The organism is Candidatus Eremiobacterota bacterium, assembly GCA_031082125.1.
Classification (GTDB): Bacteria; Vulcanimicrobiota; CADAWZ01; order CADAWZ01; family Ess09-12; genus Ess09-12.
Window position 1 is genome coordinate 1 of the sequence record JAVHLM010000024.1, and the last position, 25,700, is coordinate 25,700.

A 25,700-nucleotide genomic window follows, 5' to 3' on the forward strand; every position below is an offset into this window, starting at 1 on the left:
AGGTAAATGGGAAATCCACAGGAAAATCTGGTTTAGTTAACCGGGCTGGGACACTCCCTGCCGGCTTTTAATTTTTTTACATTGGGAACATTCGGGAAGTCTGTCAGCCTGTCTATCTGCAGTATGATCCGTTGCCGCAGAGAATCATCGGCAATTGCCAGGAGGTTTATATCCGCTGAAGTTGCATAATTAATCGCGTACGTCATATTTTTCCTTTATCACTGACGCGGGTATTGCCTTCCCTTCAGCATAATCTTTGCGCCCCTGCTCGATTGCTGCCCACTCTTCCTCGTCTAAGGGTTCATCATCGTAAAGGAAAGCCTGAATAGCTCTCACGACAAGCTCCTTCATAGTGGACTTCCCCTCTGCCGCCCTTACACTGAGACAGGTGGAAGAATATGAGATGGCAGCAGAGGAACGGGAGCTCCCGGTGAGAAGCCCAGGACCGTTTTGAGGAGAAGACCGGGATCCTTTCTCCAGGCCCCGGAAAGTGAGGGGAAACCACCTCTCCCACGGATGGCTTGAGAGGAGCTGACAATTAGTATTCAGCCCCGTGGAGCTTTTTTCCCTTAAATTATTAATGCTCTTGAGTATAAAACTTCCAGTTGCCATCGCCCATTGCCTTCAGCAGGGCAAGGGCATCGTGCTTCACTCCCGCCACTACCTCGAAGGTATGGGTGATTCCCAGGCTGGCGAGGTGCTCATGAAATTCACGGTTGGCAGGCAGGGTCGTGTCAAGCGCCCCTATGGCCTGGCGGATCAGGATGGCCGATTGGAGCTTTGCCTTGTTTTCCTCGGCGATGTGCCAGGGGCTCTGCCTGAAAAAATAATCCTGGCTTCCCCCATATATCTTTTGAAGGACAAGTTCCCGGTCCTCTGCACTCTGCGAAGGACCGATCGCACCTGTGAACTCCCTTTGCAGGGGCCCTGCGCCCAGTATCGATACGGCACGAAAAAGACCGGGATACTTGAATCCGAGCCTTGCCGCGCCGTAGCCACCCATGCTGAATCCCTCGATAATCCGGCCTTCACGCCTCCCTATGGTCCGGAATCTTTTATCGATTTCCGGGATGAGCTCCTTGATGAAGATCGTTTCCACCGGCGTCTTCCCGTCGAGGGAATCACTCCACATCCCTCCTCCAAGACCGTTCGGGAATACCACCAGCGCTTCAGGCATCTTCCCCGATTTCATTGCCTCACCGTAATATTCGGCCATAGCGGCAGGTCCCTTTCCGCCGCCGGCACCGTAAACTCCCATGGCACCGCTGAAGGAGCCCCTCCCATGGAGCCAGAAGATCACCGGAAACCTCTTTTTCTGATCCGATTTGTAGCCCGGGGGAAAGAAGATGTGGTAACTGACCTCCTCGCCTGCCGATGCACTGGAAAATATGTGATACTCAAGACCGGGTGCAGTGATTTTTCTTGACAGCCAGCCCACCCTGGGAGCATCCCCGGCCCGGGCAACCTCTATCGGCAGTAGAGAAACACTAAGCATGCACACTGCAAGAATGGTGCAGATCTTCATCAAAATACCCCTTTCACAATGACTTCTATAATGATGGCTTTCCCTCATTGAGCTTGCAGGTCTCACCTGAAGCCCTCCATGGACCCCGCTTCAACAATAACCGTTCTCCCCTTCATTTCTTTTTTGTCCCGCCCGGGCCATAATCCAAGGAATGGGGACTGCCAGAAGGCAGAGAAGGGGGAAATAGTCGCCTGCACGGGTGTACAAGGTGCCTGTCGGCTGAAGGATGATCTCGTCGGTGAGGACAGTCCGGCGGAAGAGCTCTATGGAGCTTTTGATCCTGCCATTATAGTCGATGAAGGCACTGATCCCTGTATTCGCAGACTGCACCACGTTCACATGGTTCTCGAGGGCCCTGAAGACACTCCAGCTGAGGTGATGCGTGGCTGCCGAGCTTCTTTCGAACCAGGCATCATTGGTGAGCACTGCGAGAAACTGCGCTCCCCGCCTGACATTGATGCGGGCTATGTAAGGGAAGTCGCTTTCAAAGCAGATGATCACCCCGAATCTGGCCGCCGGCGTGGTGAAGGTTTTCCATGCGGCGCCTGGCCACACATCCCTAAACCTGTTGAAAGGGCTGTATCTGCGCAGGTGCGGGCTCCAGGGGAGGTTCTCGCTGAAGGGAACAAGGCGGCGCTTGGAATAGCTCTCCAGTATGGTTCCCTGCGGTGATATGAGAAATGCCGAGTTGTAAATATGTAAATCTCCCCCCATAAAGGGAGCGCCGGCGAGGAGGTAGATCCCGTGCTTCGCAGCAAAGCTCAGGATGCCCTGTGTCGCTTTGAAATCGTTAGGGAAATAGGTGGGCACCGCGGACTCGGGCCAGAAGAAGAGGGTGCCCCCTTCCACCTTTCCCCTGACGGTAAGTTTCTCGAGGGCGGCGATGGTTATCCTCTTCACTGTGGCATCCCACTCAAGGCACATGTCCAGGCTGGGCTGAATGGTGCTGATCTTCACACGGGGATAGAGATGCTCCCTTGAGCGATCCGATGCGATCCTGCCGTAGCCCCAGCAGAGGGAAGCGAGGGGGATGAGAAGGGCAAGCAGGGCGAGTATCACAGATTCCCTCTCCAGTCTGCGAAATGCCGGCCATATCCCTTTCCCTGAGTTCCAACGCAAAGCTATGCCTGTCAGTATTTCTTTGACTGATGCATTGAAGAGGACAATCATCAAGGTGATGCCGTACATCCCTGTAATACCTGCGATCTGTATGAGGGGAAGAACCATGTACTGGGAATAGGAGAGGCTTCCCCAGTTGAGCCCCAGGAAGCCAAGAGACCGGAGGTATTCATAGCTCACCCATACCAGGGCCGGGGATATGATCCTTACGGCGCTCCTTGTGCTTCTGAGAAAAGGGGCGATAAGGGCGCCGCAGATCCCCATGAAAAAGCCCTCCAGGAGGCTTATGGCGAGCCACACGGGCACTCCGAAGAGAAAGCCCCACTGAAAGATCGTGCAAAAAAAGCAGAAACCGGTGGCCCAGGAAAGCAGAAAAGCTCTCTTCATGCCGCACCCCGTCAGGGCGAAGAAGAGGGGGACAAGGGCGATCCAGGCACACAGAGAGAACCTGCTGTCGGGAAAGGAGATCCCCAGCAGAAATCCTGAGAGGAGGGCAAGGAAGATTTGGGTTAATGATTGTCTCATCTATAAGGGCTATTCCGGCAGTGAAAAAAATCCTGCTGCGGCACACTCCCGCGCAGCAGCAGTGCCATTTCCGATCCAATCTCAGCGCCGCTCAGGCTGTACCGCCTGGTGTTCCTATTGCTGGCGCTTCTCGCCGCGCTGGTCGGTAGTGATCCTGTCTGCAGACGGGTCGCCGGGGATATGGGTGCCGAAGGGCACAAGAGTGTAATAAATCCCGTCGTTCCCCTTGAAGTAATAGCCATAAGCGGCATTGAAGTAAACGTAGGTGCCTGTGTTTATTGCAGGGCAGCCCGCCATGACCGCCATGGTCTCAGTGGTGCCCGGCGAATTGAGGGAGAGCGCGACCAGTCCCTTGAGGGCATCATAGGCGCTGGTGACATTCGGCGCCATGGTCTTTGTCGCGATTTCACCTGATGTTTTGCTGTACCAGCAGTAATAGACATTGATATCAGCCCCGCCGTTGGAGATATCTTCCGCTCCCGAGCCGTCATGATTGTTAATCACCACGGTATTCAGCAGGTGTGCGCCATCGGCGGCACGGCATGCGAACCCGCCGCCCGCTCCCGCAGAGGTGTTATCACTGATGGTGGAGTTGGTGATCGTGGCGGCAGGAGCGATTGAGGATGAGAATATCCCGCCCCCGTCGGTAGATGCAGTGTTCAAGGCGATGGTGCAGTTCACCAGTGACAGTGATCCCGCCACTGCCGGAGCCAGCACGCTTGAGAGATAGAGTCCTCCTCCGCCCCCGCTTCCCAGGGTGGTATTTTCCGAGGTATTGCTGTTGATGGTGCAGTTAGTGAGCTTTGCGGTGGCAGGTCCTTCCACGAAAATTCCCCCGCCTCTCCCGCTTGTCACATCCACCATAATTTTTGCTGTGTTATTCTTTACAGTGCAGTCAGTGAGCTCCATGGTGGCGGTGCCTGCCCCATAGATCCCGCCTCCTCCTCCATTAAGGGCCGCTGCTGCAACGCAGTTGCTGACGGTGCATCGCTCCATCTTCAGGGAAGCGCCATCTGCCGCATAAATCCCGCCGCCTTGAATGGCCGTTGAGCCATCGACGGTGCAGCCGGTCAAGGTGAGCTTTGACGAGGTGTCGGCATATATAGTTCCCCCATTTGGGTTGGTGACGTCATTCTTTACGTTTCCGCCTTTCATGATCAGGCTTTTGATGGTAACCGTAGCATTGGCGCCAATATTGAATACCCGTGATGTGGTTGCAGAGGCATCGACGGTAATGGGCGTTGAGGAGCTTGAACCGTCGATGGTGATTGATTTACCAGTGATAGCAAGTTCCCCCAAAGTAAGCGTGATCGTTCCCAGCCCATCCGTAAAGTTTATGGTATCTCCATCGGCAGCGTTTGTAATTGCTTCCCGCAGAGACCCGGAGCCTGTATCGGCACTATCGACAGCGCTGGTGACAGTGTGAGTATCCCTGGGCCTTCCCGTGCCTCTCTTTTTCAGGGCTGTTTCCTTGCCGGTATATTGGTACGAGCCGATGGTGGGGGCCCAGGTGGTGCCGCCGCCGCCACCGCCACCGCCAGGTGAGGAGGCCGGTGAGGGTGACACTGAGGGAGTAGGCGACACTGTAGGTGTCGGGCTCGGCGAAGGAGACGGAGAGACTGAAAGCGTAGGGGACGGAGTAGGAGACGGTGAAGGTGAAGGAATAGGAGGGGTGGGCTGGGGATCCGCATTGTGCTGATTGGAGTTTACCGTTGCATTGACAATGGCCGCGGCCACGCCGCCCACTACGAGCATCGGCAGCAGCATCGGCCCCCCGAGGTTTGCCACACGTTCGTCGTCCTTGGTGCAGAGGTGAGGGGAAGAAGGCTGAATGGCGACTGCAGAGACCGCACAGGCGCCGAGCCAGCTGCTCCCTCCGCTTTTCCATGCCTGTGCCCAGGCTGGGCCACTCTTATTCTGGTTCAGGCATTGGAGAGATTTTTTGCCCGTGAGCGTGAGGGGCACCCTGCAGACTACCTGCGTATCGGTCCACAGGGCATATATATCGGCTTGAGTGTTGAGCCCGGACCCGTTGGTGAAGGCCACGTAACTCGAGCCCTGGGTGCTTCCGAAGTTCGTGCCGTTGATCTGAAGCCAGTCTCCTAATGCGAGAGGCTGGCCAGGGTTGTTCAGGTTTGACGCCGACTCCACCTGGGGGCCCGTTCCGTCTGTTGCCGACGATCCGCCATTCCAGCCGCCCTGGTAGAAGGACTCTGTCGTGCCTGCCCCTCCGCACCCTGCCAATAAATTGAGGAATGCAATAAAAGTCATGGTGAGTGCGGGGATTATGAGTATGAGACTGAATGGTTTCCTCTTCCTGTGCTGCATTGCGGGCTCCTTTGATTGCTTCATAGAGTGCTATAGACAACTGGCGATTCTCGACTCATGACCACCCAGACTCCATCCTCCGCTTCGCTCACGGGTGAGCCGGCAAATAAAGGAAAGGAGTTTATTGTTTCTTCTGTCTATTATATCAAAAAGTGAATCATCTGAGCAAGAGCTTCGGCAAAAGTCCCGGGGCCATGCCGGAGACCCTGGGCAGCCGGAATCTGACTTCCTGTTGATCATTCCTGAAGGCCTGACCTGACTATTTCTCGGGATAAGGGCTCTTCACGTTGTCCTTGAGATCCAGAAACAGACGTTCACAGGCGTTGTCTGCACATCGTGAAATGACCATTTTCCCGTCTTTGATGATTGACTTAATCTTGTGCCTGGTGACAGACTCGCCGTTGATCACAATCGTGCCGGTCTTACCGATGTTGGCCTTTGTCAATTCCTCGAGTACCCTGGCAGCATCGTCGGTGAGACATATGCTGAGCCAGAATTTCGTCCGCTCGGTCCTGTCCTTTACTTTCACCGGCATTTCCTTGAGGGAGAGGGGAACATGATGATCTTTTGTTATCACGACATACTCTTTCTTGTCTCCCGGTTCTTGAAACATGGAGCTGTAATTCACGATAATCTCATCATCTGCAAGAGGCAGAAGAGCCTCCCTTGTTTCAGAGACTCTCCGGACTGCGTAGAATCCATCCTCTACCTTTTCTTCCGCCCATACCCATGGCGCAAGGAGACTCAACAGGCCTGCACAGAACAGGCAGATTAACCGCGGCAGCATTATTCTCTTCATATCTTCCCTTCCTATCTTCCCTTCCTATATTTACTTTCATTACACCTGCTCCGGTCTCCCGGCCCGCTCCTGAAATGCGGGATCTCTCATTCACCATCCCTTTTCTCCATGCTGATTGCTCCGGAGGGACAGGTTTCAAGACACAGCCCACATCCGTAGCACTTTTCAGGGGAATACTCCATGACATCGCTCCCTATCTTCCTGGCTCCGAAGTGACATCGCTCAACACAGGTGCCGCAGGAGGAGCAGGTGGCCATATCCTGGACTGCCACAAGCCGTGAAGGAAAAACCTGATTCTTGTAACCAAGCCTCCTTGCCGCCCCGAGGGAATGGCAGCAGCATTCACAGCAGCTGCAGATCAGGAAAGGGGTTTCCTGGTCGGGAAAGATATAGGCCATATGCACAAGGCCGGCCCGGTAAGTCCTTCTGAGACCTTCGATGGCCTGCTCCAGCGAAATCTCTCTGGCGCCATATTTTTTTATATCCTCTGCGGTTTCGTTGATGCCGAGGCATCCGTCACCAGGCTCGATGGGGGGATTGCAGTTTCCCATCATTTTCCGGCATCCGCATTCATTTTGCGTAATGGTGTGAGCCTTTCTGAGAATGGATTCTATCTCTCCCGTATCAAGGATACGCTGCTCTCCCTCTATCCTGATATTCACCGGGATTGTGACAGCCCTCATCTTTCCCACGATATCTCTCTCCAGATCCTCCCTGGTCCATTCTTTCATACTGCCTCACCACCTTTGTCATTGAAGTTACCAGTGTAAGCAAATCATGCTATTGTAAGCTTCGATCCGGTCACCTTAATTTCCCTCTGATCTCCACGGCACAATTCCTATACCATTGTTCTAGCCGGGCATTACACATTTCCCAGGACAGGCTTTGTGGATTGTTTAAAGCAAACCTTCGAGAACTTCATCACAGGGTAAATAAAGGGTATATCAACGGCACCTGGTGAGGGTGGAAGCACCATGAACTTCAAAGAAGGCTAAAGGATTCTTATTTGAGCACAAGAATATTTATCCTTGCAGAAATGCGGCATGCTTGGCAACAGCCATTTCACGGTACTGAGACAGAATCCATGCCCGATAAGGTGAAAGGAGAATCTCAATGTCAGATGAAGAAGAGGAATGCGGTTTCTATGTCAGGATAAGCGGCTCTGACAGGATCATCTGCGACAACTGCGGCCATGATAATCCCCGCGGGGCCGAGGTGTGCGAGGAGTGCAGCACTCCTCTTCCCGGCGATGATGATGACGAGGAAGCCCTCAACACCGTTGTGGGAGAATTATCAGGCGAATCATCAGGTGGAACATCAGGCTCCTCCTCGGAGGGGAAAAAGGGCTTGCTCTATGATGCGAAGCATCTCAGGGAACTCAGGGAGGCATGTGAAGGTATTGAAGGGGGCACCATGTCAAGGGAAGATTACGGCCAGGTGATAAGATCCCTCTATGTGGTGACACAGAAGGGTGCGAAAAGGTTCAAGAACGATGTGATCAAGAAGATCCATGAGGGGATGCCGCCTGAGGATGTTCAGCTCCTGAACGATGCGCAGCGAGAATTGGAGAGGTATCACGAGGGAGTCTCCCTTATGCTGGGTTACCTTGAGATAGGCAATCCCACAATGGTGAGGGCAGGCTTCAACGTCGCGGAAGACGCCCTCGCCAAGCTCGACAGGATTCATGACAGGGCCATCAATATTTCTGCGTCCCTCTAGGAGCAATTCTTGCGGTATATTTCATTGGCGACCGGTTTGCTGCGGAGGCTTTGGCTCGCATCGACTACAACTTCTCTTTGCTGAAACTCCCGAGGGGCGGTGAGATTACGCTGCCGATGCGGGCTCTTTCCTTTGACCGGTGGACGCGGGTCTTCCTCACCGCAAATCCCGCCTCGACGGTACTTCACCTCGGCTGCGGTCTCGACGCCCGCGTGTTCCGCATCGACCCGGGGCCCTCGGGAAGGAGGTCCCCAGGCTCCACCGGGCAGACTGTTCAGTCATTTTCTCATTCCCCGGGGCATGACGGTAGTCTCCATTCCCTTCAGGATCCTGTCGGCAACTATGGCCAGGACCGATACAGGGATTGCTCCGGCCAGGATGAGGTTGTTATTCGACATTGCGATCCCGCGCAGGATGAATGCGCCCAGGCCTCCCGCGCCTATGAAGGCCGCAAGCGTGGCAGTGCCGATATTCAGCACCGTGGAAGTCCTTACCCCGGCCATTATCACGTTGAGGGCCAGCGGGATCTCCACCTTGAAGAGGATCTGATAGTCCTTCATGCCCATGGCCCTCGCCGCCTCAAGAAGCGACGGGTCCACCTGCTTAAGGCCCGTGTAGGTATTAGAGACAATAGGAAGAAGCGCGTAGAGGAAGAGGGCTATTATTGCCGGCACGATCCCGATCCCGAAGAGCGGCACCATGAACCCGAGAAGGGCAAGGCTCGGCAGGGTCTGAATGACATTCACCGTCTGCATTATGGGACCTGCCAGCTTCCCGAAGCGGCTCATCACTATTCCAAGCGGCACTGCAATGAGTATGGCGAGGCTTACCGCTATGGCGGTAAGCTCGATATGCTGGACTGTGAGGATGAGCAGATCTGCTCTCCGCCGGATCAGAAGGCTCCAGAGGCTGTCTGTTGCTTCAGGCTCACCTTTGCGGCTTTTGATGAGCCCACGGCGCGACAGGAAGGCGCTGGCTACCTCGCTGTGGCTCAATCCAAGCTGATCGACGGCATAGTTCATCTTCTGCACATCCTCGCCGCTGATCTTTCCGGCAAGCCTGTTGAGCTCCTTGTCAAGCCCTGGAAATCTCTTCAGGGCGTCTTCCCTTATGAAGGGGCATGCATGATAGGGCGGAAAGAAATGCCTGTCATCTTCAAGGATCATAAGGTGGAAGGCCGGGATCCTCCCATCTGTCGAGAACCCGTCTATCACATCGGCCCTGCCCTGCCTGGCCGCCAGATAGGTAAGCCCGGGGTCCATCCCGTTCACGGTCCTGAATCTGATCCCATAAAAGCCGGCCATCCCCTTGAGCCCGTCGGGGCGCTCGATAAACTCATGGGTGCAGTAGAAGTCGAGCCCCGGGGCGTGGGGCACCAGATCGGATATCGTCTTTATCCCCAGCTTCCGGGCCTTTCCTTCAGGCATGGTCAGAGTATACGTATTGTTGAATCCAAGAGGCTCGAGCATGATGAGCCCCTTCCTGCCGTAATGCTCTTTCACCAGTGAATAGGCTTTTTCAGGCTCGTCAACGGTCTCGTGCTTCATCAGCGCTATAAGAGCGGTTCCCGTATACTCGGGATACAGGTCTATCTCACCCTTTCTGAGGGCCTCGAAGCAGATGAACGTCCCTCCAAGCCCGAACTTCCTCTCCACTTTGATATCAGTGTTATCCTCTATCAGCTGCGCGAATATCTCAGAGATTATGAAGCCCTCGGTGAAGTTCTTTCCTCCCACGCTCAGCTTCTTTTCCGGGACCGCCGGAGAGGCTCGCAAAGAAAGCAGCACCATGAAAAACGTGAGAACAGAGCACAGGAGAATCTTTTTCATCATCTCTCCCTCGAAAGGTCTTCCCAGAACCGCGACGAAAAAACCCGCACCAGGGCTTTCCCGTCTATCACGCCGAGGGGCTTTCCCTCTTCATCAATGACGCCGATTGGAGTGCCGCCGTTTTCCATATACTCTGCCACGGCCTCCATCGCGGAAGCGGAGCCTTTTATCTGAAGCCCGGGGCCCGGGGGCCAGTCTCCAGGTAAGGCGATGTCCGATGCGCTCAGCGCGGAGGGAACCATCTGCGCATGATGGCTTGAAAAGAAGCTCTTCACAAAGTCATTGGCAGGGCTCCTGATCAGCTCATCGGGAGTGCCGAGCTGCTCTATGCTCCCCTGATGGACAAGGGCGATCCGGTCTCCCAGCCTGAGCGCCTCGGCGAGATCGTGCGTCACTATTATTATGGTCTTCCCGAGGCTTCTCTTCAGAGCCATGAACTCTTCCTGTATCTTCGACCGGGTTATCGGATCGAGGGCTCCGAAAGGCTCATCCATCAGTATCATGTCAGGATCGGCCGCCAGCGCCCTTATCACCCCGACGCGCTGCTGCTGCCCGCCGGAGAGCTCGCGGGGGAAGCGGTCCATGTAGTTTTCGGGCTCCAGGTGAACCATCTCCATCAAATGCATTGTCCTCTGCTCGATGGCCTTCTCATCCCATCCGCAAAGCCTGGGGACGAGCGCGACGTTATCCCTGATCGTCATATGGGGGAAGAGGCCGATGGACTGGATCACATACCCGATGCCCCTCCTCAGCGCAATGACGTCCCATTCCCTTGTGTCTCTCCCTTTCAGGCAGATAGTTCCTGAGGTGGGCTCGATAAGGCGGTTGATCATCTTCAGAAGCGTGGTCTTCCCGCATCCGCTCGTGCCGAGAAGGCAGAGCGTCTCGCCCTGCTCGACTGAGAACGAGACATCCTTCACGGCATGAAAGCCGTCAGGATAGTTCTTGTTCACTTTTTCAAGAGAGAGAAGCGCGCCCATGGGTGTCCCCCGCTTTTTGCCTGAGAGCACTCGGTGAGAGAGGAAGGATCTGCCGCGGCTCAGGGCGGCGAGTGCCGAAAGAGATAAAATCCCCTCAGGACATGAGTTCGTCGCTGGCCTGGTGAATAACCTGTCACTGAGCCCGCTGCCAAAAAATTTATCCCTGCACGGTTCCCGGCCGGGGAGGATATCACATTGTGAACAGGAAACATTTGCATGATTCGATTCCTGGTCTTGTGGAGTTTTTTGCCCCTATGGGAATATGTGTAAAGGAGGCTTTCATGAAGAAGTTTCACTCCATCTTGCTCTGCCTTATCCTTCTCCTGGCGGTCTTTGAGGCTGCCAATGCAGCCCCGGATGCTGTCACGCCCGTCACCCCTCTTTCAATCTCTCCCGAAGGAGCCATCACCCCTGAGCTCCGGGTACGCATGGAGGGCGCCCTTCCCCGGGACAGCCGCACAAAAGCCAATATCAATGCCGTGACGGTCAACAGCATAAACACCCTGGTTATCAACAGAGATATGGTCACAGGGCATTCCAACATCTATTCACAGAAGATAGATACCGGCAGGATTACCAATCAGAAGGTGAGCGGGCGGTGCTGGCTCTTTTCATCGCTGAACATGCTGCGCCAGCCGATGCTCAAAAAATACCAAGTCGATACCTTCGAGTTTTCCGAGAACTACCTCACCTTCTGGGATAAGATGGAAAAGGCCAATTTTTTCCTGGAAGCCATTATCGCCACAGAAACAAGGGATTTGCGGGACAGGATGGTTCAGCAGCTCCTGCGGGAGCCCTTTGAAGACGGTGGTCAGTGGAACTACACGGTAGCCCTCGTAAAAAAATATGGCATCGTCCCGAAGTCTGCCATGGATGAATCCTATCACAGCAGCAATACAGGGATTATGGACAGGGTAGTCTGCTCTCTTCTCAGGAAAGATGCATCCCTGCTGAGGAAAATGCATAGTGAGGGTAAAAGCGGGAAGGAGCAGAGAACGTGCAAGGAAGCGATGCTGATTGAGGTGTACCGCGTCCTGACCTACTGCCTCGGCACACCTCCCGGTAATTTCGAGTGGCGCTATGAAGACAAGAGTAAAAAGGCAAGCATTCCGAAGACCTACACTCCCCAGGAGTACTACCAGAAAGAGCTCGGCGCGGTCCTTGATGACTACGTATTCCTTTACAGCTGCCCCACCTGGCCCTTCAACAGGCTTTACCAGATCGACCTGGATCGCAACATGGTGGAAATGCAGAACATGACCTTCATCAACATTGAAATGAATGAACTCAAGGATATCGCCCGTAAATCGGTGGAGGCCGGTGAGCCGGTCTGGTTCGGATGCGACTCGAGCAAAGATATGGACCGGGATTCCGGCATCATGCGCCATGGCTTTTTCGATTATGGAAGCCTTTTTGGTATTGATCTCTCCATGTCAAAGGAAGACAGGGTCAGCTACCATGATTCCACGCCGAGCCATGACATGGTGCTGATGGGTGTTGACATCGTCGATGGCAGGGTCAGAAAGTGGCTTGTCGAGAACAGCTGGGGGAAGGAGCGCGGCAATGACGGCTATTTTTCCATGTATGAGAGCTGGTTTGACGAATATGTCTATGCCATGGTCGTTAAAAAAAAGCATGTCTCCCAGGCCACGCTCAATCTGCTGAAGACAAAGCCCATAGTACTGCCGGAAGATGATCCCATGAGGGAGAGCATAAGGATCTGGTAGCCCGCACCTTGAAGCCCCCTGGATGTCCCATATTCATGTAATGTTCCCGATATGGTATGACCAGCTGCCTCTCCATCTAGAGGCTGGAGACCTTGCCATACCTCTTAACGCTCATCACCCGCCCCAGAATTTTTTTTGCGTCCACAGTCTCTTCACAGTCAAGGGGCGGCGGCTCCATTATGGTGACGGAGACCCCTTTATGGGTCACTTCTGTTTTCTGTATTTTCCCGTATTTGGCCTTTTTCCCCGATTCATAGAGCACCAGGTGACCTTTCTTGTAGAGGGTGTAAACAAGCTTTTTTATAATCACCGTGTCTCCCTTGCGCACTTTTGGGGGAAAATCATCATCTTCCACCTTTATTTCAACTTCCGGGGCTCTCATCAATGCTTCCCTGATGGCCCCCGTCCTGCCGAACCTCCTGAATTCAGCTTCGGAAACATTTTGCACCGAAGGCTTTCCTTCATCACCATCCTTATGCTCCAAACCCGGACCTAAATCGAGCCTTTCTGAAGATTTCAATGCTATCGCACGATTCACAAGGTCCTCGACTGAGACCTTGGATTCTCCGGCGGGCAAAGCAGTTTTTTTCGGTTCGCGTGATGAGTGGGCTCCCATAGAGGTGAGCAGTTCCACGATCTGTTTTTTGTTGAATATCACTGCAAAATCAAGAGGGGTGCGATTCTTCTGATCAGCAGCATCGAGAGGAGCCCCGGAGGATATGAGAAGTCTTATCATCCCGGGATGGCCCTGCTGTGCAGCACAATGAAGAGGGGTTATTCCTGCAGAATCCCGGGCATCCAGCCTGGCGCCTTTTGAAATAAGGAGCCCGGCCGCCTCACTATGACCTTTCGTGGAAGCGAGGTGAAGGGGGGTCTGACCGTTCTCATCCTTCACGTTCACCTCAACCCCTTTTGCGATGAGGAATTCTATCATTTCCTGATTATTGTCGTCGGTAGCGGAGTGGAGCAGTGTTCTTCCTGTGTCATAAGGTTCATCAAGTCGTGCTCCCGCAGAAAGAAGGAGTTCTGCCGCTTTCGCTGAGGTGACCGCGTGAATCGGCTTTCTTCCATCAAGATCTGTTGCGTCTGTTCCGGCACCTGCCAGTAAAAGAAGCCTTATGACTCCCGGCATATCCTTGCCTGCCGCGATATGAAGGGGAGTCAGCCCCTCGTACGTCACCTCATGGATATCGGAGCCCTTTATCACGAGCAATCCTGCCAGCTCAGCCTGTCCTTTCAGCAAGGCCAGCTGAAGAGGGGTCAGCCCCGCATCATTTTTCGCCTTGAGGTTCGCTTCTTTTTCCACAAGAAGCTTTGCGATGTCCTCGTATCCCTCCTGGCTCGCCCAGTGAAGCGGCGTCAATCCATCGTCATCCTTTATGTTTACCCTGGCTTCATGGGCAAGCAGAAACTCGACCACTTCCTTTTGGTTGTTGAATGACGCGCAGTGGAGCGGCGTCTGGCCGAGGTTGTTCCTTGCCTCAATATCAATCCGTGCAGAGAGAAGGAGCTCTGCAATTCTCTTGGAGAAGGCAAGGTGCAGCGGCGTGGAACCGTTGCCATCCTTAACATTGCAGTCTATGCCTTGTTGCATGAGCCTCTCCAGCAATTCAGGATCGTTTTTTTCTACCGCCTTGAAAATATCTTTCTTTGCTGCCGATGCGGCCGAATGCTCCTCGTCTTTTTCCGATGAAGGGGAGGTGAGCCTCTGGGCTCGCTTCTTCCCCAGTCCGAGCAGATCTCCCAGTGACCTGTTTTCCTTCAGAGCTTTCTGAAGCTCATCTATCTGTTCTGCAAGGGCCCTCTGAAGGGAGATAATTCTTTCGCCCGCTCGGATTCTCGCCCGAAGCTCAAGCGTGTCGAAGGGCTTGGAAATAAAATCATCGGCTCCGGCTTCAAAGGCAAGGGTAATATCCTCTTTTTCCGCTTTTATCGTAAAAATGATGATATATTTCCGGTCTGCCATCGATGATTCACGGATAAGCCGGCACAGCTCAACCCCTTTTTTGCCGGGCATCATCCAGTCCAGTATCACTAAATCCGGTGATTCTTCGGCGTTAAGAGCTTCCCAGGCATCATCTCCATTGGCAAGGCTTACCACCTCGTAACCCCATTGATCCAACAACCTTTCGAGCAAGCGTCGGACCGTTGTTTCGTCATCGGCTATAAGCACTTTTTTACAAGACATTTTCCCACCTCATATGCCTGCTGGTATTCAGTCACCATATTCTTCAAAGGGAGAGAACCGGTCCCTCTTCAGGTTCATCTTGCTTGCGTAAGTCTCATCGCTTTGAATTTCAGAAGTGCAGCTTAATTTCCACGCAGTGCAGTGAATAGCTCGTGCTTTGGCATATCAATTACTTTTCTACAGGTGATGTCAATCTTCCTTGGAATGAATGCATGAATTCTGAAAAATCACGCCGCCAGGGCAAGAATGAAACGATAGAAGACCGCCTTCTCAATAGTAATCCAACCACTCCGATGGAAAATGTCGCCGTTATAGAGATATGGAGGCGTCTTTGTTGGCTTATACATGCGTTTTTCAGATGTTTATGTTTTTTGTGCTATTCCAATGCAGGGAGATCCGGCCTTTTCTGAAAGGGATCTATCGGCCGAGTCTCTGGGGCATACAGGAACCCCGGGAAGTTCCTAGAATCTCACTGCAAAGGGATTGCACAAGGAGGGACTATGGGAAAAAAAGAGCACAAGGACCGTACGCACCTGCCCCTCAGGGAACCGCAGCATCTACACTCGAAGATCCTGGATGTCCGCAACGCCGAGCCGCCGCCCCGCTTCCAGGTCAAGCCGCCTGCGGGCGCGCCGAATGTGCTGATCATCATGCTTGATGACTTCGGCTTCGGCCAGTCGAGCGTCTTTGGCGGACCTATTCATATGCCGAATGCGGAACGCCTGGCGAAGAGCGGGCTGCGCTACAACAACTTCCACACCACCGCCTTGTGCTCGCCCACACGGGCGACCCTGCTCACCGGGCGCAATCATCATACGTGCAATACCGGCTCGGTGATGGAGACCTCCACCGCGTATCCCGGGAATTCCGGGCAACGGCCTCAGAACGTCGCTCCCCTGGCGATGACGTTGCGCTACAACGGCTACTCGACCGGGTATTTCGGCAAGAGCCACGAGACCGCCGCGTGGGAGGTGAGCCCTTCCGGTCCCACAGACCGCTGGCCGACACGCTGCGGTTTTGACAAATTCTATGGATTCCTCGCGGGAGAGACGAACCAGTGGTCTCCGGCGGTTTATGAGGACATGACCAGGATCGAGGTGCCGAAGGATCCGAAATATCACTTCATGACCGACATGACGAACCATGCAATGGTATGGATGCGGTCACAGAAAGCCCTCACGCCGGACAAGCCGTTCTTCCTCTACTTCGCGCCTGGTGCGACCCATGCGCCCCATCACGTGGCGAAGGAGTGGATTGCAAAGTACAAGGGAAAATTCGACGGCGGCTGGGACAAGCTGCGGGAAGAGACCTTCGCGCGCCAGAAGCGTCTCGGCGTCATCCCTCAGGAGACGAAGCTGGCGCCGAAGCCTGAGGCCATCAAGGACTGGGACCGGCTGACCCCCGATGAGCAGAAGCTCTTCGCCGCCCAGATGGAGGTTTATGCTGGCTTTGCCGAGTATGCCGACGACGAGATCGGCAGGCTCCTGACGGCTGTCGAGGAGATGGGGCAGCTCGACAACACCCTCGTCTACTATCTTCTCGGTGACAACGGCGCCAGCGCGGAAGGGGGCGAGGGCGGCCTTTTCAACGAGATGACCTTTTTCAACCAGATCCCGGAGAAGGTTGAGGACATCCTGAAACGCATCGATGAGCTCGGCGGTCCGACCTCCTACGGCCACTATGCGGCGGGATGGGCCATTGCAGGAGATTCGCCGTTCACGTGGGCGAAACAGGTGGCGTCGAACTACGGAGGCACCAGGAACGGCCTGGTCGTGCACTGGCCCGGGCACATTACGGCACAAGGAGAACTGCGCACTCAATGGCATCACGTCGTTGACGTCGCGCCGACGATCCTCGAGGCCGCAGGCCTGCCGGAGCCCAAGACCGTTGACGGCATAATCCAGGAACCCATGGCAGGGGTGAGCATGCTCTACTCGTTCAATGACGCCGCGGCTCCGGATCGCCATCTCACCCAGTACTTTGAGATCTTCGGCAACCGCGCCATCTACCACGACGGCTGGCTTGCCGGCGTGATTCACCGGCTGCCATGGGCGAAAGAGCCGCTGACCACCCTGGAGAACGATACGTGGGAGCTGTATGATACGCGGAAAGACTTCAGCCTGGTGAACGACCTGGCGGCAGAATACCCCGAGAAGCTTGAGGAGATGAAGGCGCTGTTCATGAAGGAAGCGGAAAAGTACTCGGTGCTTCCTATCGACGACCGGGGAATCGAGCGGACCAATCCCGCCATAGCAGGAAGACCGGACCTGATGGCCGGCCGGACGTCCCTGACTGTCTTTGAGGGTATGACCGGCATATCCGAAAATGTGTTCCTCAACGTCAAGAACCGCTCGCACACGATAACGGCCGAGCTCGACCTGCCGGAAACCGGAGCGTACGGCGTCATCATATCCCAGGCTGGCCGCTTCGGTGGCTGGAGCCTGTATGTGAAAGACAGCACGCCGATCTATTCTTACAATTATCTTGCTTTACAGCGCTATGACATCATCAGCTCTTGTCGCCTCCCTGCAGGGAAAGTCACCCTGCGCTTCGAGTTCCTTTATGACGGCGGCGGGCTGGGGAAGGGCGGCACGGGCCGGCTGTTCATCAACGACCGGAAGGTCGCCGAAGGACGCATCGAGAAGACGCAGCCCAATGTCTTCTCGGGAGATGAAGGCGTCGATGTCGGCCAGGACGGAGAGACACCGGTGGTCGAGACCTACGGCATTCCGGCACCCTACCGTTTCACCGGGAGAATCCACAAAGTCACCGTTGACCTGAAAACAATAGACAGGACGTCGATGGAAGAGGGGAAAAAGGGGCAGAAAGAAGCGGCGAAAAGAATGAGGGAGGCCAGAGAGTAGGGGAAAGATAAGGAGCGACAGCACACAAGCAGAAGAATCGTGGAGCGGTGCTCAGGCAGGCACCAAATACATCGCTTTGGAGGACCATGGGCACCTAGTTCGACTCTTCATCGGGCTTTATGCTCTCTTCTTCCCGCATGCTCACCGTGCCGTCCTTGTTATTGAGTATCGTCTGCTTCAGATGATGATATACGCTCCCGTTAGTTTCATCGCCTTCTTTTTCGGGGGTGAGCGGGGAGATGGTTTCGCGGGAGTATGTCTCGGGGGTAGAGGCATTACCCCGGTCATATCCATATTTCCACGTACGCCCTCCATCTATCTGGCTTTCCATGTGCAGGGCCTTCCGGGTGTGCGGGTCATAGTTCAGTGTGGCTTTATACCCGTCGCCCTCGACATAATCCATCTGCACATGACCCGTTCTCTTGTCGAGATCACCTTTTGTTCCATCCTTCTGGATAAGCCTGTCGATCTCACCTTGTACATAATTCTTTATTTCATCTGCCGGCTTCTGTGCTTCTTTCCCTGTAACGCGCTTTACATCCGACGGGCTGGTGGAGGTGCCGATGGAACTCAGCGGGGAGGCCGTGGCCTCGGAGCCCCCCTTTTCGTCTAATGCAGGGAAAGCACAAGGGTATCTGAGCTGATCAATAGAATCCAGGATCTTGTTGTAGAATGAGGAGAGTTCCTGCACCTGTTCGGCTCCCGGTGCTGCGACAGGGGCCATGAGCGATTCCTCGATCCTCTGCCCGCGGATTTCCTTTCTTTCGTCGACCGTCGAGGCTCCATGGCCGAATGGGGCGGTTAAAGGTGCTCTCTCACTAATTCTGTTATCGAACATGATGGCTCTGCTCCCCCTGTCTTCATGGAAGGTCACTTCTATTATATCACACTTTCACCACTGTGAACATTAGTTTATGTATTTTTTATAAAGAAATACGAGTGGGTAACGCCATAAGTTTTCTGCTATGGCGTCACTCCTCTTACAGAACCATACGTACAGGTTTCGTATACGGCTCCTGACACGCCCTGAGGCAGGAGCCCATATGACTCAATACCATGACGTCAATTTCGACTGCCTGTTCCTGCTCTTCACCTGTTTTCCCAGTATGCTTCGGCTTCTTTTTCCATTTTTTCAAGCCTTGTGTAATAGTCGGGGAATTCGTTGAGATGGGCCAGGGCAATCTTCCCTGTCACGAGGGAGTCATCGCCGGTGACATTGGTGGCGATATCGCGGAACCCATGCTCAAGCTCCACATCCATGCCCATCCTGAACTGCTCCACGTCAAATTTGTCCCATGGGATCCCCAGTGTTTCGCCGATTTTTTTCGCTTCCTCTGTGGTGAAATGTTTTTTTGCCGTCATTTTTTTCTCTCCTTTTTCTGAGTATTATATCAGAAAAAGGGGAAAATGGGTAATTTCACCTGGAACCTTCTCGGGAACCGCGTCCCGCTGAAGCTTTCCGGGCTTATGATGACGGCACCTGGTGAGGTGTCGGAGCACTCCGTCAGAGGGCGGAATAGTACCGAAACAAGCTCCTTTACCGCCCCCGCTCCGTCCTCGATTGGCGCGTCCGGATCAACACGATTAAACGAACAAAGGCAGGCAGACCAATCCTGCTCATTTCTTGCCTGATAGTCCGGGATCTTGTATAATAGTTGTAACGCGAAGTGGGGCCAGGCAGTATTCATAGGGGAGATAATGATGCGAAAAGAGACCTTCAATCAGGAAATTGAGAATAACCGCATGGAAGGTGCGCTCGAAGCTTTGGGAAAGAGTATTGTCCGATGGACCGAAAAAGGCGAGCAGCACATAACCGCAGTCCCTGGTTTGTCACTTTTTCGGCGGGACGAACCGACCGAGCTGATAAAGGGCATGTATGAACCGAGCATTTGCCTGGTCGCTCAAGGGGCCAAGCGCGTACTGCTTGCAGATGACACCTATGTGTATGACGCAAGCCATTATTTGATCACATCCGTACATCTTCCCACCGTTGTGCAGATTATCACAGCGAGCCGGGAGAAGCCCTACCTGGGGCTCAGGTTGAAACTTGATCCGCGCGAGATTTCACAGATGATGGTGGAAAGCAATCTTCCCCCGCCGCGTGCGCAGCAATCAAGCCGCGGCATGGCGACCGGCGAGGTAACCTTGCTGCTGCTCACCGCCTTTCAACGTTTGATCGACTTGCTTGCTGAAGAGAAGGATATTCCGATCCTTGCGCCGATCATCCAGCGGGAAATCATTTACCGTTTACTTGTGGGAGATCAGGGTGAGCGCCTGCGCCAGATTGCATCGACGGGGAGTCAGAGTCATAAGATAGCGCGGGCAATCGGTTGGTTGAAGGTCAACTTCACGCAGCCTTTGCGTATCGATGATCTCGCATCGCAGGCCAGCATGAGCAGTTCAACGTTTCATCATCACTTCCGGTCGATGACCGCTTTAAGTCCGTTACAGTTCCAGAAGCAGCTGCGCTTGCGAGAAGCAAGGCGTTTAATGCTGGCAGAACATATGGATGCCGCAACCGCAGCGTTTCAGGTGGGTTACGAGAGCCCTTCGCAGTTCAGCCGTGAATACAGCCGCCTGTTTGGTGCACCACCATTACGAGATATCACGAACTTGCGGCACCAGGCGGCCGGTGAGAGGGAGTAGAAGATAACAGAAGGGGGGGTCGGCGGTCCGGACCTTCTGCCCTATAAGCCCGGGCAGATGAAGCATAGTTACCTTTTCATGAGCGGGATAAAAGGCGCAGTTCCTGTAGGAATGGCCGTTCAGGAAGGAAATTATGAGCATGTGAACCCGAAAACATCCAGGAGGGTCACTATTGAAGAGCTGATTAATTTCGCCACACGGCATCTCGGGGCGGACTATATCTTCTGGTGCACAGAGGAGCCATTCTATTCGAAAGAATTGATCCCTTACTTCAACAATCCGGCGAATCCCTTGCCTTAGATGCCCATCAATGGGGTGCACTCTCCAGAATCTGCAGAACCTCTCTCTTGACTTTATGGAACATTTCTCGAAGCCTCTCATTATCTTTCAGCGCTATGGCAAAAGGCTCTTTATTCTGAGAATGGGTATGATGAGTAGTAAGACATACGATATCATCGGCTACATGGCAAGAAATTATATTCCCTATATGTTCATATCCCCTCAGCAAAAGGCTTTTTTTCCGGCAGAGCCGATTGCTTGCCGGATAATCCCTGCACATCTGGGGTCGCGCTTGATAAATCCCACAGACTGATTCTGTCGGGCCTTTAGCCTCGAGAAAAGCACAATCTCCTTCTTGACCTGCCTTCTCAAGCTTCCTGATGAGCCCGTCTCTCCGGTTCCAGGAACGCCTCCCCGGTTCAAGATACTTCTCCCCTACCTCTTTCTCGGAGATTTTCAGATAATCAGCTATTTTTTCAATATCGACAGAAGTTATCTCCTGATCATATGAGGCTCCGCAACAGGCACCACACTGGATACAGTATGGATCGGGATGTCCCAGCACATCAACCAGGCCGGGCTCTCCAGAAGTCAGCAGAGCTTCAATGAACTCGCGCACAAAATCCAGGAGCCTGCTATGCTGCTGATAATGCAGGGTAGTGGCGAGAGGCTCATTCTGTGACATCATTTCAACTGACAGAGCCGTTGGCTGAAAGCTTAAAGCAACAGGAATTTCTTCATGGGAATGATCTGCTTTCTCGATGGCGGCCTCATTGCCAACACCATTGCCCCTGCCAAACATCTCTTGGATATGCCTGAGCTTGGACCAGAGCAGCTCAAGGTCCTGAGGATCCTTTTCCCGCAGCGGGGTGAACGTGTCAATATCATCGACAACCTTTTTCATTGCCAGGAGTCTTGGCATAAGTATCTCCAGAGACATACCAGCCTTATGATTATTTAATAACCAGTCAAGAACCCTGTGGGCATCAAGGGTCATTTGATCAAGCTCGCTTTGCTTCATTCCCAGGTAAGGATAAACCACCTCATGCAATTTTCTTAAAGCATTCTGCAGTTGGGGAGTTCTTTGCTCAATATGGCAATACCAGCCTGAGGTGAGGTGGCAGGTAAGGGCCTGGGGCTCAATTTCGAGCCTTTCCACATACGCGAGCAGTTTCCCTGGATCTTTGTTGCAGCGCTGCGGCTCAGGCATTATTTCTCTGCAGGACGAAGGCCTTGCCTGGTATATGGCGCATTTGTAAATGCCCGAAGAGCCCTTTTCCAGGAATATGCACATTTCATCCTTCAGGGCCAGTGTTCCATCGTGCTTATTCCATGTGGCGGCAGGTACAATGTAGCTCTTCCTGAACCGTGTTTCTGAAATGTCAAGGTGACTGCTGATAGCCACTATTTCCCGGGCGTTCAACAGCACCGTCCTGTTGCTGCAGCACTGACCACAGCAGCCGCATATCCGGGAAAAGATTTCCTTTTCGTACCCGGACAATAACACTTCCATCAACGCAATTACTGCATCACGGACATCCGGGAGCTCATAGGTGAGCTTCGATACTTCTCCGTCAAGGGAACCTGTTGCTGAGAGAGATTGCGAATAAAGCTTATAACTGATACTTTCCTTCTGCCTCAAATGCTGAGACCTCCCTGTCATATTTCCCTTATGCCTCCCAACAATTCTAGCAGAAAAGAACCCTCCTCGCAAGCATTTTTGGCCGAATTGCCGACTTTCAGGGGACAGGGTTGCTCCTTTCATTCAGCAGGCTGCGACCGATGATGGCATTCCCTGGAGAAAGGCCTTGGGCAATGTTTGAGATACGGGTTACAGGACAACCCCTGCACTATCTGAAAAATGATTGCTTTTTCAGAGATACACCACCGGGTGAAAAACAACCTGCAGGTGGTATCGAGCCTCCTGAGCACGCAGGCCAGGCATGTCGATGATCCCAGGCTCGACGAGGCCTTCACCATAAGGTTCAGGGCAGCACAGCAGGCGCCCTGCCTGAAGGAGGCGCCCCGCCTATCCCGTGATCCTGATAATCCCGCTCGAGCCGTCCACTTCGACGACCTGCCCATCCTTAAGGAGCGAAGTGATATTTTCAATGCCTGCCACGCAGGGCTTGCCGTATTCCCTGGCGACGAGGGAGCCATGCTGGAGCATCCCTCCCACTTCCAGCACAATAGCCGCGGCATTGATGAAGAGGGGAGTCCACCCGGGATCGGTGGCGCGCGCTACCAGGATATCACCGGGGTTCACGGGCTTCTCATCGGGCTGGTGAAGCACTTTCACAATCCCCCTTGCGACGCCCGGTGAGATGGCCTCGCCTGCGAGCTCGCCCTCCTTTGCCTCTTTGCGGGGAGGCCGAAGGATCTTGCCGCGGGAGTCTATGATATGGGGGAAATTCTTCACTCCTTTTAATTTTTCCACGTAGGCACCTCGCTCTTTCACAAGGTTCCTCAGGTCCATCGAGGGATCTTTGAGGGCTTTGCCGAGATCTTCCACGGTAATGCTGAAGACCTGCGACGGTGTGTCAAGGCGGCCTTCGGCCACGAGGTTCCCCGCCTCGTTGAGGATGCGCCTGCGGAGGATGTCTACCATCTGGATGAGGTAGTACTTGTGAGTCTCCCGGTAGCCCCCGAAAGTTTCTATGATCCGGTAAAGCATCTCAAACTCTCTGCCTTTGGCCCAGCCTTTCTTATGGGCCACCTCCGAGAGGAGGTCATAGGCCTTGTGGCGCTCTTTCTGGCTTCTCTCATAGATAACCTCGGGATTTTGAGCGCTGTCCTTCATGCTCATTGCTGACACCACCTGCTGAATCAGAAGCTCGGGCCTGTCGCGGTAGCGCGGCGCGGCGATGTCAAGCTCCGAGGGCCCCCGGAACCCGTATTTTTCCATGTACTCGTCCCAGGCGATAAGAAATTTGCCCGGCAGGGAGCGGGCCTTGAGCTTTTCCATCAGGTCATCCATTGAGGTGAAGTCCTTGGGCTCGAGGAGCGTCGAGAGATGGTAGAGGGCCAGGCCCATCTCTATCGTCACGTTCCCGGGGAGCGACCTGTCCAGGTGCTCCACCTGGCTGTGGATCTCAGGAGAGTCGCCCTTGAATAACTCGCGGATCTTGCCTTTCGCCACGGTAGGGACAGCCACCACAGGGATGGTGGAGTGGAGGACAAAATGGCCAAAATGGCGGCATGCCTTTTCATAGAACTCCATCAGGGGGAGTTGGGCCTCTTCATCTGCTTTTATCTCTATGATGTACTTCTGGATGTCCTTCATATAGGTGCGGAAGAGGTGGGCAGGGAGCACCGCCGCCTCGAAGAGCCGCACTATGGTCTCCGGCGTATGGGTGAGGGCCTGGAAGGGGAGGCCCTTGAGCTCGGGGGGGCACTCTCCTGAGCGGTATTCATCCTCGCTCACCCCGTGAAGAATCTCTGCGGAGACAGTATCCATGTTGGTCAGGAAGTCGGCGAACTTATCCTTTTCCAGCAGCCACATGGAATAGGAGAGGTTGCTGAAAAGCCTCCCGCCCCAGTCGGGGCCTCCCGGGCCGAAGGTGATTTCCAGGGGGTTCCTGCCGAAGGCCAGGAGCGCCAGATGGCCCAGGATATACTTGATGGCCTCGGTTCCCATCACCGAAGTGGGCTCATGGAGGCCCTGGATGCAGAGCGTGGCGTCAATATAAAGCATCTTGGGCGCTCCCGGCGCCGTGACAAGCTGCCGGGGGAGAGGCATGTAAGCGGTGATCGGTCGCGCCTGGAGCATGTAAAGGCGCCCCTCCTCATATGCCCACTCGGTGTCCATGGGCTTCTGGTAGTACTCCTCGATTCTGGTGATGGTGGCCACAAGCTCCAGGATCTGGGCCTCCGAGAGGCTGGGCTCGTCATGGCGGCTGTCGGGCCGCTCCTCGGTGCCGCCGTCTTTCAAGAGCCATATGGCGGTCTCCTTTTTGCCTATCTTCTGTGAGATGATGGCTTTTTTCACCTTGTCCACGACGAACTGATCGGGCGAGACCATCCCCAATACGACGGATTCGCCGAGGCCCCAGTTGGCGTTGATGACGGCCTCATCGTAGCAGTTGGTGAGGGGATTCAATGAAAAGCCGACGCCGGCAACGTCGCTTGCCACCTGGACCTGCACAACGACGGCAATCCGCGCCTCGTTGGTGGAAAATCCGTGCTCATGCTTGTAGAGGAAGACCCGCTCGTCAAGGCAGGAGATAAAGCAGCGGCGCACCGCTTCCTCGAGGCTCCCGGCAGCGACGCCCAGCACGGTCTCATAGAGCCCGCCAAAGGAGGCACCCTCGAGATCCTCTTCAGGTGAGGAGGAGCGGACGGCGAAGAGCCCCTCGCGTTGGCGCTCTTCAAGGCAGGTAAATGATTCCTGCACTGTTCTTCTCTGTGACTCGTCAAAAGTGAAGCCGGCACAGAGGGCTTTGAGGGCTTTGCAGCGGACCGGGTATTCTCCCGGCGGCGAGGCGATGAAATCCTTCCAATCCTGCCTTGCTTTGAGGGAATCAATCCAGGGCCTGAAGAACTCCACGGTGAAAATGAACCCTGGAGGCACGGGGAGGGCCGCTCCGGCCATCTTTATGAGGGAAAGGCCCTTTCCCCCCACTTCCTTCAGCAGGGGCTCCTCCCTGCCATAAAGGGGGTACCAGAGTGCTCCTGAGATCACTTCCTGCGGCATAGCTTCCTCCATACTGAATTAATTATGAATCAAGTTTCCTGCGGATCTGATCCGGAGCGGCTCATGTTACTCCGTGGCACCGCTTTTCCTGAGGATTTCCACTATCTCGGAATACCCATTGGCCTTGGCGTTTTGAAGGGGAGAGAGCCCCGCACTGTTCTTCTCCAGCGCAGAGGCCCCGAGGCCAATGAGGTATTCAACAGTCTCCCTGCGTCCCGAGGCAGCGGCAAGGGCAAGAGGGGTGTTCCCTTCATTATCCTTTCCGTTGAGGCTTGTTGCAGAAACCTGCTGTTGCCCTCCGGGCCCTCTCATGCCTCCCTGCTGTCCTCCCTGTCCGCCCGGTCTCTGCTGGGAGCCGCCCTGTCCTCCCGGCCCTCTCATGCCGCCCTGCTGTCCTCCCTGTCCTCCCGGGCCCTGCTGGTAGCCTCCCTGTCCTCCCGGGCCCTGCTGGTAGCCTCCCTGTCCTCCCGGGCCCTGCT

Annotated in this window: 20 protein-coding genes and 1 pseudogene; 6 read left to right on the top strand and 15 right to left on the bottom strand. The window is 54.5% G+C overall.

From position 1 onward, the window contains the following. Positions 1 to 32 precede the first annotated feature (32 nt). The 7 genes from RDV48_22450 to RDV48_22480 all read right to left on the bottom strand — a co-directional run bounded on the left by RDV48_22450 (position 33) and on the right by RDV48_22480 (position 7,027). Positions 33 to 206, bottom strand: a complete 174-nt coding sequence (locus RDV48_22450; GenBank protein ID MDQ7825578.1) for a hypothetical protein — start codon at positions 204 to 206, stop codon at positions 33 to 35. Then, positions 190 to 351 carry a hypothetical protein gene (locus tag RDV48_22455; protein MDQ7825579.1) on the bottom strand — a complete coding sequence of 54 codons (162 nt, stop codon included), beginning with the start codon at positions 349 to 351 and terminating at the stop codon, positions 190 to 192. Before RDV48_22455 ends, RDV48_22450 begins: the two co-directional genes overlap by 17 nt. A 226-nt stretch (positions 352 to 577) precedes the next feature. Beyond that, a complete protein-coding gene (locus RDV48_22460) occupies positions 578 to 1,525 on the bottom strand; it encodes an alpha/beta hydrolase-fold protein (GenBank protein MDQ7825580.1) in 948 nt (315 codons plus the stop codon). Between the two features lie 90 nt (positions 1,526 to 1,615). Continuing rightward, a complete protein-coding gene (lnt, locus tag RDV48_22465) occupies positions 1,616 to 3,169 on the bottom strand; it encodes an apolipoprotein N-acyltransferase (GenBank protein MDQ7825581.1) in 1,554 nt (517 codons plus the stop codon). Positions 3,170 to 3,283: 114 nt separating this feature from the next. Beyond that, on the bottom strand, positions 3,284 to 5,497 hold the full coding sequence (locus RDV48_22470) for a right-handed parallel beta-helix repeat-containing protein (GenBank protein ID MDQ7825582.1): 2,214 nt from the start codon (positions 5,495 to 5,497) through the stop codon (positions 3,284 to 3,286). A 259-nt stretch (positions 5,498 to 5,756) separates the two neighbouring features. Next, complete coding sequence (locus RDV48_22475) at positions 5,757 to 6,296, bottom strand: hypothetical protein (protein ID MDQ7825583.1); 540 nt, start codon at positions 6,294 to 6,296, stop codon at positions 5,757 to 5,759. 86 nt (positions 6,297 to 6,382) lie between these two features. Continuing rightward, entirely contained in the window at positions 6,383 to 7,027 is a 645-nt protein-coding gene (locus RDV48_22480) for a 4Fe-4S binding protein (protein MDQ7825584.1), read from the bottom strand. A 382-nt stretch (positions 7,028 to 7,409) separates the two neighbouring features. Between RDV48_22480 and RDV48_22485 the strand changes: the two genes are divergently transcribed. After that, positions 7,410 to 8,015 carry a hypothetical protein gene (locus RDV48_22485; GenBank protein MDQ7825585.1) on the top strand — a complete coding sequence of 202 codons (606 nt, stop codon included), beginning with the start codon at positions 7,410 to 7,412 and terminating at the stop codon, positions 8,013 to 8,015. Between the two features lie 278 nt (positions 8,016 to 8,293). On the opposite strand, the gene RDV48_22490 is transcribed toward RDV48_22485, so the two are convergent. Together RDV48_22490 and RDV48_22495 are read right to left on the bottom strand one after the other, a co-directional pair. Next, positions 8,294 to 9,847 (bottom strand): glycine betaine ABC transporter substrate-binding protein, encoded by a 1,554-nt coding sequence (locus tag RDV48_22490; GenBank protein MDQ7825586.1) that lies wholly within the window; start codon positions 9,845 to 9,847, stop codon positions 8,294 to 8,296. Further along, a complete protein-coding gene (locus tag RDV48_22495) occupies positions 9,844 to 10,824 on the bottom strand; it encodes an ABC transporter ATP-binding protein (GenBank protein MDQ7825587.1) in 981 nt (326 codons plus the stop codon). Before RDV48_22495 ends, RDV48_22490 begins: the two co-directional genes overlap by 4 nt. A 281-nt stretch (positions 10,825 to 11,105) precedes the next feature. On the opposite strand from RDV48_22495, the gene RDV48_22500 reads away from it, so the two are divergent. Further along, a complete protein-coding gene (locus tag RDV48_22500; protein ID MDQ7825588.1) occupies positions 11,106 to 12,551 on the top strand; it encodes a C1 family peptidase in 1,446 nt (481 codons plus the stop codon). A gap of 76 nt (positions 12,552 to 12,627) precedes the next feature. Here the strand turns inward: RDV48_22500 and RDV48_22505 are convergent, their stop codons facing one another. After that, positions 12,628 to 14,739 (bottom strand): ankyrin repeat domain-containing protein, encoded by a 2,112-nt coding sequence (locus tag RDV48_22505; protein MDQ7825589.1) that lies wholly within the window; start codon positions 14,737 to 14,739, stop codon positions 12,628 to 12,630. A 500-nt stretch (positions 14,740 to 15,239) separates the two neighbouring features. Between RDV48_22505 and RDV48_22510 the strand changes: the two genes are divergently transcribed. Then, the gene (locus RDV48_22510) at positions 15,240 to 17,603 is read left to right on the top strand and encodes an arylsulfatase (protein ID MDQ7825590.1); all 2,364 of its coding nucleotides are present in this window, start codon (positions 15,240 to 15,242) and stop codon (positions 17,601 to 17,603) included. Positions 17,604 to 17,697: 94 nt separating this feature from the next. Here RDV48_22510 and RDV48_22515 read toward each other — a convergent pair whose 3' ends face one another. Both RDV48_22515 and RDV48_22520 read right to left on the bottom strand, forming a co-directional pair. Further along, entirely contained in the window at positions 17,698 to 18,441 is a 744-nt protein-coding gene (locus tag RDV48_22515) for a hypothetical protein (GenBank protein ID MDQ7825591.1), read from the bottom strand. 251 nt (positions 18,442 to 18,692) lie between these two features. Beyond that, entirely contained in the window at positions 18,693 to 18,965 is a 273-nt protein-coding gene (locus RDV48_22520; GenBank protein ID MDQ7825592.1) for a DUF5661 family protein, read from the bottom strand. A 339-nt stretch (positions 18,966 to 19,304) separates the two neighbouring features. On the opposite strand from RDV48_22520, the gene RDV48_22525 reads away from it, so the two are divergent. Next, complete coding sequence (locus RDV48_22525) at positions 19,305 to 20,249, top strand: AraC family transcriptional regulator (GenBank protein MDQ7825593.1); 945 nt, start codon at positions 19,305 to 19,307, stop codon at positions 20,247 to 20,249. A gap of 141 nt (positions 20,250 to 20,390) precedes the next feature. Continuing rightward, the gene (locus RDV48_22530; protein ID MDQ7825594.1) at positions 20,391 to 20,549 is read left to right on the top strand and encodes a hypothetical protein; all 159 of its coding nucleotides are present in this window, start codon (positions 20,391 to 20,393) and stop codon (positions 20,547 to 20,549) included. A gap of 7 nt (positions 20,550 to 20,556) precedes the next feature. Here RDV48_22530 and RDV48_22535 read toward each other — a convergent pair whose 3' ends face one another. Then, positions 20,557 to 22,170, bottom strand: coding sequence for a YkgJ family cysteine cluster protein (locus RDV48_22535; GenBank protein ID MDQ7825595.1), 1,614 nt, complete (start codon positions 22,168 to 22,170; stop codon positions 20,557 to 20,559). 234 nt (positions 22,171 to 22,404) lie between these two features. Between RDV48_22535 and RDV48_22540 the strand changes: the two are divergent. After that, positions 22,405 to 22,503 (top strand): annotated as a pseudogene (locus RDV48_22540) (histidine kinase dimerization/phosphoacceptor domain -containing protein). Between the two features lie 54 nt (positions 22,504 to 22,557). On the opposite strand, the gene RDV48_22545 reads toward RDV48_22540, so the two are convergent. Both RDV48_22545 and RDV48_22550 read right to left on the bottom strand, forming a co-directional pair. Further along, complete coding sequence (locus RDV48_22545; protein MDQ7825596.1) at positions 22,558 to 25,221, bottom strand: PEP/pyruvate-binding domain-containing protein; 2,664 nt, start codon at positions 25,219 to 25,221, stop codon at positions 22,558 to 22,560. 66 nt (positions 25,222 to 25,287) lie between these two features. Continuing rightward, positions 25,288 to 25,700: ankyrin repeat domain-containing protein (locus tag RDV48_22550; protein MDQ7825597.1), on the bottom strand; the 413-nt coding region annotated here is incomplete at its 5' end.

Bases quoted from the DNA above. Each gene is read 5' to 3' on its own strand.
- RDV48_22450 (MDQ7825578.1), bottom strand. From the start codon at position 206: ATGACGTACGCGATTAATTATGCAACTTCAGCGGATATAAACCTCCTG.
- RDV48_22455 (MDQ7825579.1), bottom strand. From the start codon at position 351: ATGAAGGAGCTTGTCGTGAGAGCTATTCAGGCTTTCCTTTACGATGAT.
- RDV48_22460 (MDQ7825580.1), bottom strand. From the start codon at position 1,525: ATGAAGATCTGCACCATTCTTGCAGTGTGCATGCTTAGTGTTTCTCTA.
- lnt (MDQ7825581.1), bottom strand. From the start codon at position 3,169: ATGAGACAATCATTAACCCAAATCTTCCTTGCCCTCCTCTCAGGATTT.
- RDV48_22470 (MDQ7825582.1), bottom strand. From the start codon at position 5,497: ATGCAGCACAGGAAGAGGAAACCATTCAGTCTCATACTCATAATCCCC.
- RDV48_22475 (MDQ7825583.1), bottom strand. From the start codon at position 6,296: ATGAAGAGAATAATGCTGCCGCGGTTAATCTGCCTGTTCTGTGCAGGC.
- RDV48_22480 (MDQ7825584.1), bottom strand. From the start codon at position 7,027: ATGAAAGAATGGACCAGGGAGGATCTGGAGAGAGATATCGTGGGAAAG.
- RDV48_22485 (MDQ7825585.1), top strand. From the start codon at position 7,410: ATGTCAGATGAAGAAGAGGAATGCGGTTTCTATGTCAGGATAAGCGGC.
- RDV48_22490 (MDQ7825586.1), bottom strand. From the start codon at position 9,847: ATGATGAAAAAGATTCTCCTGTGCTCTGTTCTCACGTTTTTCATGGTG.
- RDV48_22495 (MDQ7825587.1), bottom strand. From the start codon at position 10,824: ATGGGCGCGCTTCTCTCTCTTGAAAAAGTGAACAAGAACTATCCTGAC.
- RDV48_22500 (MDQ7825588.1), top strand. From the start codon at position 11,106: ATGAAGAAGTTTCACTCCATCTTGCTCTGCCTTATCCTTCTCCTGGCG.
- RDV48_22505 (MDQ7825589.1), bottom strand. From the start codon at position 14,739: ATGTCTTGTAAAAAAGTGCTTATAGCCGATGACGAAACAACGGTCCGA.
- RDV48_22510 (MDQ7825590.1), top strand. From the start codon at position 15,240: ATGGGAAAAAAAGAGCACAAGGACCGTACGCACCTGCCCCTCAGGGAA.
- RDV48_22515 (MDQ7825591.1), bottom strand. From the start codon at position 18,441: ATGTTCGATAACAGAATTAGTGAGAGAGCACCTTTAACCGCCCCATTC.
- RDV48_22520 (MDQ7825592.1), bottom strand. From the start codon at position 18,965: ATGACGGCAAAAAAACATTTCACCACAGAGGAAGCGAAAAAAATCGGC.
- RDV48_22525 (MDQ7825593.1), top strand. From the start codon at position 19,305: ATGCGAAAAGAGACCTTCAATCAGGAAATTGAGAATAACCGCATGGAA.
- RDV48_22545 (MDQ7825596.1), bottom strand. From the start codon at position 25,221: ATGCCGCAGGAAGTGATCTCAGGAGCACTCTGGTACCCCCTTTATGGC.